This window comes from Photobacterium panuliri (genome assembly GCF_059920555.1).
Genome location: NZ_CP197192.1, coordinates 3,205,848 through 3,218,113, shown reverse-complemented (window position 1 = coordinate 3,218,113; position 12,266 = coordinate 3,205,848). Strand labels below are relative to the sequence as shown.

The window sequence follows — 12,266 nt, the reverse complement described above, 5'->3', positions numbered from 1 at the left end:
GCCTAATCCTTATTGGTTGCGGCGATGGAGATGCTTTGGACACCTGCCATTCTGATCTGATCCATGACCTTCACGACCACGCCGGACTTGGCTTCTTCATCGGCCTGGATAACCACCGCACCATCCGGGCTTTCGGCTCGTAGGCGTTCGATGTTGGCGCGTACCGCGTCGACCTCTACCCGTCGCTTGTCCACCCAGACATCGCCGGCGGCTCCGACAGCAACCATGATGTTGCCTTTCTTCACTGTTTGCGCCGTGTTGGCGCTGGGGCGGTTGACATCAATACCGGCCTCCTTGACGAAGGACGTTGTTACGATAAAGAAGATCAGCATGATAAACACGATGTCGAGCATCGGGGTCATATCGATAGCTGCTTCGTCACTACTGTCACTGCTGTAACGTCTTTTCATGACCTATACCTCTAATTCCGTTTACTCAGGCAATATGCTTCAACTTGTCTTCCAGCTTCTGGGTGGAGACTTTGGCGAGGTGGTCGAGTCGGGAGCTGAAGAACAGCCCCGAGAGCGAGGCGACCATGCCTGCCAGTGTTGGTATTGTTGCCTTTGAGATGCCCGACGCCATTGCGCGGGGACTGCCTGTTCCTGTTACCGCCAAAATATCGAACACTTGAATCATACCGACGACGGTACCGAGCAGGCCGAGTAGTGGGCACAGTGCGATCAGCACTTTGATGATCGGCAGACCGCGCTTGTTCTCGATATCCTGCATCGATACGATTTCCTGACGGATTGCCTTGGCATTCCAGCTCTTGTGTTCGTGACGGGCCGTCCATGCGGCCTCGGCTTTTTTTATGGCCCGGGGTAGGACGGCGGCGAAATAGAACCAGCGCTCGAGCATCACGCTCCACAGCATGAAGCTGAGTACAAAGATGGCCATGAGTACATCGCCGCCCATCCCCAGGAAGCGCCTGATTGATTCAAGCTCTTCGATTATCCACCACATAGTGCCTCCTTAGCTGTCGGCAGCGTGCAGTTTTTCCTGATAGCGTGCGATAAAGCCAGCACTTTGCTCTTCAAGCATTTGTACCAAGCGGCGGCTCTTGCTGTGTACCAGGGTGTAGAAGAACAGCAGCGGGATAGCAACGACCAGACCCAGCATGGTGGTGACCAGTGCTTCGGAAATACCGCCGGCCATTAGCTTAGGATCACCGGTGCCGAATAGGGTAATGGCCTGGAAGGTACCGATCATCCCCATCACGGTGCCGAGTAGGCCGAGCAGCGGAGCAACCGAGGCGAATAGTTTGATTGCGCCGACAAAGCGCTCGATGCTTGGTGCATTGCGCAGGATGATCTCATCCATTTTGGCTTCCAGATCCTCGAGGTTGTCGCCTTTGTGGCCCTGGTAGGCTTCGATGATTTCGCCCAGAGGGTTGCCTGGGATAACCGTATCTGTCTTGGTTTGTCTACGCATCTTGCTGCCGATCAGCGTCAGGCGCAGGAAGCAGAACAGGGCGATTAGCGCACCGAGTGCACCCATGCCGAGGATCACATAACCGACAATCCCCCCTTGGTCGATACGCTCTTGGACGGTCGGGCTTTGTACCAGCAGCGACAGGATCACACCGCGTGACGGGTCGATAAATAGCGGTTCATAGCTATCACTGGCGGCTTCGAAGCCCGGAACATTACGCATGATGTTCTTGCTTGGCTGGCGTGACAGCTCTTCGAACTTGCCTGTCTGGGTAACGTAGGTCACGTATTTGCCATCGGCGATGGCGTTGAACTCTCCGATCAATGTGACATCGCGTACGGCCTCTTTGCCTTCGCCATAAACGACGGTGGCCGGCAGGGTTGAGGTTTCGCCTGATACGACGATTTGCTGCAAAATGGTATGCCAGAAGTTTTCGAGTTCAGCGGTAGAAGGTAGCTCCTTGCTTTCGGACAGCTTGGTCAGTAGCGCATCACGCTCTGGGAACTGCACGGCATTTTGCGAAGCGGCAAACAGGCCCTTGAATTCGCCCGCATACTGGCGGACGACACCAAACATTTCGCCCAGCGTACCGGAGCGCTGGCGCAGGGTTTCGGTTTGGACGGTCAGTTCCTTGTCGTTGACATCGAACGTGGCCTTGAGCTCGTCGCCACGGTTGGTTTCTGCCGCCAATTCGGCACGGGCCTGCTTGAGCAATGCGGCTTGCTGGTTGCGGTTGGCCCTGAACTCAGCCTCGCGTTGCTTGTTTTCCTTTGATTCTACGATGCTGTCTGACTTGACGGTTTTCAGCAGTTCGGAAAGCGATGCCGGGTTTGCAGCCTGAACCGGCGACGCAAGCATCAGGCCGGTCAGCAGGGTTGCGGTTAGTGATTTAAATCCTTTCATTATCCTTCCTCCCCGGCGAACACAGGTAGCTTAATCAGAGCTGGTGGCGCTTGCTTCTTGGCAATACGCAGTCCTTGCTGTACCGCGATGCGGTAGCTTTGCGGCAGTTTTTCCCATTGGCGGGTCTGCTGGTTCCACAAGCCTGTTTCACCGCCGTCAGGTGATTGGTAGAGCAGGGCGGTGCGGCCGATGCGAAGAAAGTCGAACGTAACGGTCTCGCCATTGCGTTCCAAGCTGGCCTTGTAGGATTCAATTGAGCGGGAGAAGCCCTCTTCGATTTGGTAGGCCTCCATTACCTTGCGGAATTTTTCGGATGTGGTGACATCAGCACGATCCATCAGCGCGCGCAGTTCTTCTACGCGGGTAATTCGCTCTTCGTTTTGGAATGGCAGATCAAGGGCGACGAACTCGTCGAGGGCATCGATCATTTTGAGCATCAGCGGCACCACTTCCATCGCCGTCTGGTCAATCTGGGCGATCTGGCGGTTGAGCGAATCCAGCTCTTCTTGCTGTGAGCTCACCATCCGGCCGATTTGCTCGTTGTACACTTTCATGCTGTCAATCTGGCGCAGCAGGCCCTTGTATTCGGCGAGCATGGCGTCGGTACTGTCGGCATACTTGTCGATTTTTGCCTGTGAAGCCTCTGCCGTTTTGGTTGCTTTGGCCTGTGTCGCAACCACAGCGCCTGAGTTAGTGGCCAAGGCCGCGGTACTCATTGTGAGCATGGCGGCAGTCATCGCACTAACGCCAAAGTCCTTTAAGGTCATAGTTGCATCCTTGTCATTGTGTTAGTCAGTCTGTAAAAAAGGGCGCGGGCTCTACCCGCGCCGGGTTTGTTATTAGAAGTCGTATGAACCTTCGATATAAACCTGTCGGCCGACTGGATCATCGTAGGTGTAGGCATAGAACGGAGACGTATCGCTGAGCGGATCAGCGGGTGGTGTCTTGTCAAACAGGTTGATTGCGCCCAGTGTGACTCGGCCGTTCTCGTTGAATTCGTACGTTGCCGTTAGGTTCCACGTGGTCATGCTGGAAATGTCGGCATTGAACCCTGCATCCTTGGCATCTTGGCAGGTATCGAAGTAGTACTGGTTTGCATACTCTGAACACATGCTGTCACGGTACTTACCAAACAGGTTTACGGCGTACTCGTTGTAGTTCCAGCCAAGGTTCAGTGTCGCGGTGTACTCCGGCTCGAAATCAGTCTCGTCGATCACCGGCTCGCTGTCGTTTTCCTGCTCTTCGGCGATCAGGATTTTGGTCAGAGCCAAGCGTGATGAGAACGAGCCATAATCATCGCTGTCGTAGCCGTAGCTGACGGCCAGATCGATCCCGGAACGTTTTTTCATCGCCTGATTGACAGGACCGTAGGAGACATAGTTAATCGTGCCATCCGGGTTACGGTTAACCTCGGTACCTGGGTATTTGCCAGGGTCGTTGATGACGTCTTGATAGGTGGGGGCATCGACCACGTCTTCCATCTCGATGTGGTACCAGTCAAGGGTAATGCCCAGGTCGTCCACGGGCTCCCAGACAATACCGAGGTTGATATTGGTACTGGTTTCTTCTTTGAGCTCCGAGTTCGGGCCGTTCACAATATCGAAGTATTGCGTGTCACATTCTGGGATGGACTGGTTAGGGCCATTACCGCCGGCAGCCTCACACAGAACGGGGTCAAAACCAGAGCCGAAACCTTTGGTCGCCTCACCGAACAGGCGTTTCAGATCCGGGGCGCGAAAACCGAGACCGTAGCTACCTCGTAACAGCAGGGTATCCGTCGGGCGGTAGGCCAGCGCGACTTTGGGTGTAAATGCGCCGCCTGTGGCCGAATCATCGAAATAGTGGTCATAGCGGCCAGCAAGGGTCATTTCCAGCTCATCGATGATCGGGATCAGCACTTCGACACCCAGACCGATCTGGTCACGGTCACCGCCACCGGATGTGCCGCCAAGCCCCGAGAACCCGCCTGCTGCCGTGACGGCATCAATGGTTTCAAGGTAATCAGTGCGGTTCCATTCGCCATAGATGGCAAAACCGGAGGTGCCTGCTGGCAGCTCGATCAGATCCCCGGCAAACGAGCCGTTGATCGAGTACAGCTTGGAGTAGGCTTCTTTGGTGGATGTCCCCGAATATTTGTCGACAACCGATTGAGAGATTGGGCCGAGTAGGTCGACATCCCCATCCTGAACGGCTTGGTCAAGAGTGGTGTAGATTGCTGGGTTGTCGGTATCGACGGTCTGCTCTGAGTAACTGGCATAGATTTCCCAGTCGTAGGCGTCGTTGAGCAGGCCGGTCAATCCCGTGGTCAGACCGAAAGATTGTGCTTCGGTGTTGCTCTCGCGTCCGCCGAATTCAACCATCCGGCGATTGTACTCACCGGCGCCGCGAAAGTGGGTATCATCAACCTTGACACTGTACGGATTGGGTTCGAACGTCGATTCGGTAGATTTGTAACCGTAGCGCGCTTCGGCCATGGCTGTGATGTTGTCGTTGATGTCGTATTCACCACGAAGCAGTAGGTCTACCTGCTTGTTCTCTGGCTTGAGGGAACGGTAGGCCGAACGGTTGAAACCACACTTGCCGTCGGCACGCTCGATACCGGCATCACCGACAACGGCTTTACAGTCATCCGGGCGCAGGTGAGATCCGTCTGTACCGTAGAAGTTTGCGCCGTAGCTTGAGTATCCGCTTAGCTGAGAGCGGTTCGAACCGTCATCGCCAGCCCAGTCTCGATCCGTTTGCTGGAGCATTTCATTACCGGCGAACTGGCCGATGAACAATACGCGCTTATCGTCGAAATCCTTGCCTGCAACAATATCGATACGACCGTTTTGGTAGTCACCGTCTGTTGCGTCACCGTAACGGGTTTTAACCGAAACGCCATCGAAGTCTTTTTTCAGGATAAAGTTGACGACGCCACCAATGGCATCAGAGCCGTAGATGGCCGAGCCTGAGTCAGTCATCACTTCGACACGTTCGATCGCCCCTACCGGGATCTGTCCGATATCTTGAAAGTTCGATGTGCCATTTTCTGCCAGTGGATACTGGGGTAGACGACGTCCGTCAATCAATACTAGGGTACGGGAAGCGCCTAGGCCTCGAAGGTTCACAGACTGTGCAGCTGGCGTGAAAGAAAATGAATTAGTCTGTGCTAGAGCGCCACCAGTATTCTGGGTCAAGCTGTTAAGGATATCTTGGGCACTGTTGAAGCCTTTTGACTCGATATCCTTGCTGCTGATCACGGTCAGTGGTGACGGACCTTCCATGTCCGTTGTCGAGATCCGAGAGCCGGTTACTTTCATTTTCTGCAGTTGTTCTACTTGTTGCTCTTCTGCCTGTGCAACTGGAACCCAAAGGGTTGAGCCCAGTGCAAGGCCAATGGCAACAGATAATGCTGTTGTCTTCTTATTCATCCTTGCTGCTCCATTTTTTCTTCTTCCTGCCTATCGGCCAATCTTTGGCCTCAACAAACATTAACTTTTCGTTAACGTTGCGAGCCAAGGTATACATGAAGCAAAAATAGGAAGTCAAACCAGTGCGTTTGATGTGTTAGTAAATGCAAAACATTATAAAAACCTAAAAATAGACATCTTACTTAGTTGTTATTTTGTTAAGTGTTTTCTGTTTGGTGTTATATCCCGTGCGGAGGGTTGTTTCGACATCGTTCGGCATAACTGACGTTAATTTCAGGTATTTTCGTAAAAATAGTGATATGAACCATAATTCAAACCGTATATGGCTTATGATCATTCATGTTGGTGTGATGTTAAATTATGCGGCGAATGCCACTTGGGTATTCTTCCTGGGGAGAGGAGGCGCTTTTTACCGAGAGGGGTTAACAATGAGTTATTCCTCTTAGGAATGTTTTGGGGTTGTTAATCTATTCATCTATCTTGAATGTAGAGAATATATAATCCTTATTACAGGATGCTGTTCTGTGTTGGATTTTGGCTTTTTTTGGTTTTTTATAATTTTTTTACAATTGAATGCTCATTGTTGAAAAATGTGACATCATTGGGTCAAAATCGTTAACCTATCTTGAAGGTGGGTGTATTTCACTGTAATTATGGCTCTACAAAAAATAATTAATGCTCTTGTGAGACATTGAAAAACTGGAATTGTTCAGGATGAACAGAAATATTCGTTGCACACTGCTAGTGGCTTTAATCATCTAATTGCTGGGTGTGGTATTTATTATTTAAAGCCGAATAGACATGGAGTTAGTTGAGGCATGCTGTCATATTTTTTACGCCGGATGGCGTTAGTTATCCCCACCTTTCTTGGTATTACGATTCTAATTTTCACTATTACACGTTTTGTACCTGGAGGGCCTGTCGAGCGGATGCTTGCAAACATGCAAGCACAGGGTGATGGTGCTGCGGCGATGACATCTGCGGGTGGGAATTCTGCCTTGTCTGAAGATCAAATCGCTGAGCTCAATGCCTTTTATGGGTTGGATAAACCTGCATTTGAGGCATATACCGAGTGGTTGGGAAAATTAATGGTGTTGGATCTTGGTGAATCAACCCGTTATTACGAACCCGTTTCAGAAATGATTGCTGAGCGTTTGCCTGTTTCTTTATTTTATGGCGGGATGACCTTCTTTATTAGCTATTTCATTTCAATCCCACTGGGTTATTACAAAGCACTCAAGCACGGTTCGGTGTTTGACTCTGGATCTTCCGTCCTGATATTTGTCGGCTATGCCTTGCCTGGGTATGTGGTCGGCGTCCTTCTTATTACTTTATTTAGTTATCACTTGGAATGGTTCCCGATGGGAGGCTTTGTCGGTGATGATTTTGATGATTACGAAACGTTTGTTGAACGTGCCAAGGATGTAATGTGGCATGCGGTATTACCACTTATTTGTTATTTGATTGGTGATTTTGCCACGCTCACGATGACGATGAAAAATAACCTGATGGAGAATTTGTCATCGGATTATATTCGCACGGCGATTGCCAAGGGGTTGCCATTTAAAAAAGCGGTGCGTAAGCATGCATTGCGAAACAGTCTGATCCCTATTGCAAGTCATTTTGGCAATTCTTTGCTGTTTTTCATGACTGGATCTTTCCTCATCGAAGTTATTTTTAATATCGACGGTATTGGTTTGTTGGGATACGAATCGATCATGGAGCGTGATTATCCTGTTGTGATGGGGATAGTGGCTATCAATGCCGCGATGCTATTGGTGGGCAATATTATTTCGGACATGTGTGTTGCCTTGGTTGATCCACGAGTGAAGTTTGGAGCGTAGCCATGCTGAATCTTAATCCACTTACCCTGAAGAAGATTAAACGCTTCAAAGAAATCAAACGCGGCTATTGGTCATTCCTGATTTTGTCTGTGTTGCTGGTGTTGTCTCTTTTTGCCGAATTGCTCATCAACAGCAAGGCATTGGTAGTGAAGTATAACGGTGAGTATAGCTTTCCTGTTCTTACTGGGGTCCGCTTCGGCAGTGAGTTCGGCCAGGCGTCGGCGAGCGAGGCTGATTATCGTGCCCTGCAACAAACCTTTGCCAAGGAAGATGGCGATAACTACGTCATTATGCCGTTAGTGCCTTGGAATCCGTATGAACAGGATTTTTCGTCAGGCAGTTATCCGCCTAACCCGCCGAGTGCTGCGGATAAGCACTATTTGGGTACGGATGTTATTGGTCGCGATATTCTTGCTCGACTTGTCTATGGCTTTCGTACCGCAATGGGGTTTGCCCTGCTCACCATGGCGATTTCGTATGCTATCGGTACGGCGGTAGGGTGTGCGATGGGCTTTTTCGGCGGTAAGTTTGATCTTTTTGTCCAGCGTCTTATCGAAGTGTGGTCAATGGTGCCTTTCCTGTATGTGATCATGATTCTGGTGTCCATTACCCAGCCGACATTTACGTTGTTTGTCGCCATCAATGTCTTGTTTGGATGGATGGGAATGACGTGGTACATGCGGACCATGACCTATAAGGAATCTGCCCGTGAGTACGTGATGGCAGCCAAGGCTTTGGGGGCATCGACAGGTCGCATTCTGTTCAATCATATATTGCCCAATACCATGGTTATGATTGTGACACTGGCACCGTTCACTATTGCAGCCAATATTACCGCGCTAACGGCATTGGACTATCTCGGTTTGGGGTTGATGCCACCGACACCGAGCTGGGGGGAGTTGCTTCAGCAGGGTAAGTCGAACCTTGATTCGCCGTGGATTGTTTCTTCGGTCGTTGCATCGATTGTATTGGTTTTGGTGATGGTGACTTTTATAGGCGAAGCTATTCGTGCGGCTTTCGATCCGAAGAAATTTACCCGCTATGTTTAATAGCTCAGCGATACAAGGATGTAATTATGAATAATAACAATAAACATACGGTTGCAGCGCTAGCAATCGCAATGGTGACTTTGAGTCCGTCAGTCTTTTCCTCCGCATTACCGTCAGATTTGACTTGGATCTCGAACCTTGATGAGCCTTTGTTTGCTTCGCCAGAGGCCAAACGTGGCGGTACTTACCGTACATATATGAGGAGTTTTCCCCAGACGCTTCGCAGTGTAGGGCCAGATGCCAACTCGGGCTTGCGCCATTATTTTATGGATGAAGTCCCCAAGCTTGCCCATAGTCACCCTATCACCGGCAAATGGATCCCGCAGTTGGCCTTGGCTTGGGCGTTTGGTGATGACCACAAAACGGTATATTTCAAGCTTGACCCTAATGCGACGTGGTCGGACGGCGAGAGGGTAACGGCCGATGACTACCTGTTTATGCTCAAGTACTACCGTTCGAAAGACATCATCGACCCTTGGTACAACGACTTTTTTACCAACCATATCGATACTATTGAGAAAATAGATGATCACACCATAGTGATCCGCGCCAAGGTAGCAAAAAGCCATGATGAGTTGATGTATATGATCAACTTGCCGAGCAATGGCTTGCAGCCTCGTCCAGAGCATTTCTTTAAGGTCGGCAAGGATGAGAATAACGACGGTATTGATGATAATTTCGTTCGAAAATACAACTTCAAGGCTGAGCCGACAACCGGGCCGTACTATCTCGATAAGGTGAAGAAAGGCAAAAGCATTACGTTTAAGCACGTAGGGAAAGACTGGTGGGGGTACAGCAATAAATATTACCAGCATCGGTACAACGTAGATAAGATCCGAATTCGTGTTATCCGTGATATGGATATAGCTAACAAGCACTTTGAAAAAGGTGATTTGGACAGCTTTATGTTGGTTTTGCCGGATCTGTGGCATGAAAAATCCAATACGGAACCTTATCAGAACGGCTACATCCATAAAGTCTGGGGCTACAACCAAGTGGTGCAGGGCGCCGGAGGTTTGTGGATGAACACCGCCACACCCCTGCTGGGCGATATCAACGTCCGTCGCGGGATCACCTATGCGACCGACTTCGATGGTTTGATCAAAAATGTATTGCGCGGCGATTACCTTCGTAAACCGCATGGTTTCGGCACGGGCTACGGTGACTATGGTCTGAGCAATTTGACACCGCCGCCTTTCGCGCCGCAAAAAGCAATTCGTTATTTTGAAAAGGCGGGATTTACCCAGATTGGTGCTGACGGAATCCGTCTGAACGGTAAAGGCGAACGCCTGACATTTTCAGTTACCTATAGCAGCCCTGCCCGCACCCCGCGTGTGGCGTATTTGAAAGAGCAGGCCAAGCAAGCCGGATTGGAATTGACCCTCAACTTGGTCGATGGTTCGTCGGCGTTTAAATATATTCTCGAGAAGAAGCATGAGCTGGCATATTTGACCATGTCAGGAGGCAAGATCCCGGCTTACTGGGAGTATTTGCACTCATCCAATGCCAAGCCTCAAACCAATAATCATACCAATTACCGTTCGGCAGAGATGGACGAGAAGATTGCGGCATACCTTGCGGAGTTTGATACCAAGAAAAAGCAGGCAATTTCCCATGATATCCAGAAAATGAGTGCGGATGCCTTTTTGGTCGTTCCTGGTTATATGGCCCCGTTCACCCGCGAAGCTTATTGGCGCTGGATGAAGTTCCCGACGCCCGCGATGACAAAGGAGACCCACTATCTGTTTTCGAATTCTTTGTATTTGACGTTGGGTACGTACTGGATTGATCTGGATGTAAAAAAAGAAACGAAGTCGGCCATGAAAAAAGGGAAGACGTTTGAGCCGGTTGTTGTCGTTGACGATACCTACAAGCCGTAGAGTAGGAGAGGAAAGATGCAGGACGATATCATTTTGAGCGTGCGGGATTTAGAAACGGAATTTACCACTGATGATGGTGTGGTAAAGATCCTGCATGGAGTCACCTTCGACGTACGCAAAGGACGTACTCTTGGGATTGTTGGTGAGTCGGGATGCGGTAAGAGCGTGACATCCATGTCAATCATGGGGTTGCTACCCAAGCCCTATGGGCGAGTTGTCGGAGGGCAGATCCTTTATCGAGGAACAGATCTGGTGACATTGCCCGCCGAGGAAATGTACGCCATGCGTGGCGACCGTATTTCGATGATTTTCCAAGATCCGATGACGGCACTGAACCCGGTCCATACGGTTGGTCGCCAGATTAATGAAGTCCTCGAGCTGCATCGCCCTGATTTGGATAAGGCCCAGCGTGACGAGTATTCGCTCGATATGCTCAAGAAAGTCAAAATTCCTATGCCGGAAAAAAGGCTGAAGGAGTATCCGCATAATTTGTCCGGGGGGATGCGCCAGCGGGTGATGATTGCGATGGCACTGGCGTGCAAACCTGACATACTTATTTGTGATGAGCCGACGACTGCGCTGGACGTGACCGTTCAGGCTTCTATCTTGGAACTGATAGATGAGTTGCAGGAGGAAACTGGGATGTCGGTGATTTTCATTACCCATGACTTGGGCGTTGTTGCCGAGATTTGTGATGATGTGGCTGTGATGTATGGCGGTAAAGTGGTGGAATATGCGGATATTTTTGATCTTTTTGATAGCCCCAAGCATCCGTATACCGAGAGGTTGATGGGATTGATGCCAAGTTTGGACAGCCAGCCAAAGCAACCAATAGAAATAAAACCGATTGATACCACCTTGTTTCCGGAATTCAAGGGATAGCCTAGTGACAGAGGGAGGATGTAATGACAGAGCTATTAAGGATTGAGAACCTCAAGCAGCACTTTGTCTCGGGTAAAGGATTATTTAAAAAAGGCTATACAGTTAAAGCTGTCGACGGGGTTTCGTTTTCTGTCGCTCAGGGAGAAACATTAGGGCTGGTTGGTGAATCAGGCTGTGGAAAAAGCACATTGGGACGGACGATCCTCAAATTGTATGAACCGACGGAGGGCAAGATCTATTTTGAAGGCAAAGATATTACAGGCTTGTCGACAAAAGAGATGCGTCCTTTGCGAAAGGATCTTCAAATCGTTTTTCAGGATCCGATGGAGTCTCTGAACCAGCGCCATACCGTAGGTATGATTCTTGAAGAGCCTTTTGTGATTCATAAAATTGGTACATCGACAGAGCGCAAGCAGTGGGTGGAAGAACTGCTGGTCAAGGTTGGCCTTCCTGCTGAAGCGGCTAATCGTTATCCCCATGAGTTCTCCGGTGGCCAGCGACAGCGGATAGGTATCGCCCGTGCGATTGCATTAAAACCCAAATTATTGATCTGTGATGAGTCGGTATCGGCCTTGGATGTTTCGGTGCAAGCGCAAATCCTAAATCTTTTGCTACAACTCCAAAAAGAGATGAATCTGGCTATTATCTTTATCTCTCATGATCTGTCGGTGGTGAAGCATATCTCTGATCGTGTTGCTGTTATGTATTTTGGCAAAATTGTCGAGATGGGACCTGCTCAGGAGATTTACAGCAATCCTCAAGCGGATTACACCAAGACCTTGTTGTCGGCGATACCGATCACCCACCCGAAAAACCGCAAGCGTAAACGACGTCTGGAAAATAAGCCCAATGTCGCTTAACAGC

At 50.0% G+C, this 12,266-nt stretch carries 10 protein-coding genes; 5 read left to right on the top strand and 5 right to left on the bottom strand.

What is annotated here, in order from left to right; all coding sequences use genetic code 11:
• Nucleotides 1-2 precede the first annotated feature (2 nt).
• From ACSF8X_RS14720 to ACSF8X_RS14700, 5 genes are all read right to left on the bottom strand, one after another.
• Nucleotides 3-410, bottom strand: coding sequence for an ExbD/TolR family protein (locus ACSF8X_RS14720; RefSeq protein WP_047877572.1), 408 nt, complete (start codon nt 408-410; stop codon nt 3-5).
• A 25-nt stretch (nt 411-435) separates the two neighbouring features.
• Entirely contained in the window at nt 436-963 is a 528-nt protein-coding gene (locus ACSF8X_RS14715) for a MotA/TolQ/ExbB proton channel family protein (RefSeq protein ID WP_047877573.1), read from the bottom strand.
• Between the two features lie 9 nt (nt 964-972).
• On the bottom strand, nt 973-2,334 hold the full coding sequence (locus ACSF8X_RS14710) for a MotA/TolQ/ExbB proton channel family protein (RefSeq protein ID WP_500850302.1): 1,362 nt from the start codon (nt 2,332-2,334) through the stop codon (nt 973-975).
• Nucleotides 2,334-3,101: a DUF3450 domain-containing protein gene (locus tag ACSF8X_RS14705; protein WP_047877575.1), complete on the bottom strand. Its 768-nt coding sequence runs from the start codon at nt 3,099-3,101 to the stop codon at nt 2,334-2,336. The genes ACSF8X_RS14710 and ACSF8X_RS14705 overlap by 1 nt, the downstream gene beginning before the upstream one ends.
• A 72-nt stretch (nt 3,102-3,173) precedes the next feature.
• Complete coding sequence (locus ACSF8X_RS14700; RefSeq protein ID WP_047877576.1) at nt 3,174-5,747, bottom strand: TonB-dependent receptor; 2,574 nt, start codon at nt 5,745-5,747, stop codon at nt 3,174-3,176.
• An 818-nt stretch (nt 5,748-6,565) separates the two neighbouring features.
• Here ACSF8X_RS14700 and ACSF8X_RS14695 point away from each other — a divergent pair.
• Genes ACSF8X_RS14695 through ACSF8X_RS14675 form a run of 5 tightly spaced genes read left to right on the top strand, consistent with a single transcriptional unit; the run spans nt 6,566 to nt 12,262 of the window.
• On the top strand, nt 6,566-7,591 hold the full coding sequence (locus tag ACSF8X_RS14695; RefSeq protein WP_047877577.1) for an ABC transporter permease subunit: 1,026 nt from the start codon (nt 6,566-6,568) through the stop codon (nt 7,589-7,591).
• 2 nt (nt 7,592-7,593) lie between these two features.
• On the top strand, nt 7,594-8,640 hold the full coding sequence (locus tag ACSF8X_RS14690) for an ABC transporter permease (RefSeq protein WP_047877578.1): 1,047 nt from the start codon (nt 7,594-7,596) through the stop codon (nt 8,638-8,640).
• Between the two features lie 26 nt (nt 8,641-8,666).
• Entirely contained in the window at nt 8,667-10,520 is a 1,854-nt protein-coding gene (locus ACSF8X_RS14685) for an extracellular solute-binding protein (RefSeq protein WP_047877579.1), read from the top strand.
• A gap of 15 nt (nt 10,521-10,535) precedes the next feature.
• Complete coding sequence (locus ACSF8X_RS14680) at nt 10,536-11,402, top strand: ABC transporter ATP-binding protein (protein ID WP_084722148.1); 867 nt, start codon at nt 10,536-10,538, stop codon at nt 11,400-11,402.
• A gap of 23 nt (nt 11,403-11,425) precedes the next feature.
• Nucleotides 11,426-12,262, top strand: coding sequence for an ABC transporter ATP-binding protein (locus tag ACSF8X_RS14675; RefSeq protein WP_084722149.1), 837 nt, complete (start codon nt 11,426-11,428; stop codon nt 12,260-12,262).
• Nucleotides 12,263-12,266 lie beyond the last annotated feature (4 nt).

Bases quoted from the DNA above. Each gene is read 5' to 3' on its own strand.
- ACSF8X_RS14720 (WP_047877572.1), bottom strand. From the start codon at position 410: ATGAAAAGACGTTACAGCAGTGACAGTAGTGACGAAGCAGCTATCGAT.
- ACSF8X_RS14715 (WP_047877573.1), bottom strand. From the start codon at position 963: ATGTGGTGGATAATCGAAGAGCTTGAATCAATCAGGCGCTTCCTGGGG.
- ACSF8X_RS14710 (WP_500850302.1), bottom strand. From the start codon at position 2,334: ATGAAAGGATTTAAATCACTAACCGCAACCCTGCTGACCGGCCTGATG.
- ACSF8X_RS14705 (WP_047877575.1), bottom strand. From the start codon at position 3,101: ATGACCTTAAAGGACTTTGGCGTTAGTGCGATGACTGCCGCCATGCTC.
- ACSF8X_RS14700 (WP_047877576.1), bottom strand. From the start codon at position 5,747: ATGAATAAGAAGACAACAGCATTATCTGTTGCCATTGGCCTTGCACTG.
- ACSF8X_RS14695 (WP_047877577.1), top strand. From the start codon at position 6,566: ATGCTGTCATATTTTTTACGCCGGATGGCGTTAGTTATCCCCACCTTT.
- ACSF8X_RS14690 (WP_047877578.1), top strand. From the start codon at position 7,594: ATGCTGAATCTTAATCCACTTACCCTGAAGAAGATTAAACGCTTCAAA.
- ACSF8X_RS14685 (WP_047877579.1), top strand. From the start codon at position 8,667: ATGAATAATAACAATAAACATACGGTTGCAGCGCTAGCAATCGCAATG.
- ACSF8X_RS14680 (WP_084722148.1), top strand. From the start codon at position 10,536: ATGCAGGACGATATCATTTTGAGCGTGCGGGATTTAGAAACGGAATTT.
- ACSF8X_RS14675 (WP_084722149.1), top strand. From the start codon at position 11,426: ATGACAGAGCTATTAAGGATTGAGAACCTCAAGCAGCACTTTGTCTCG.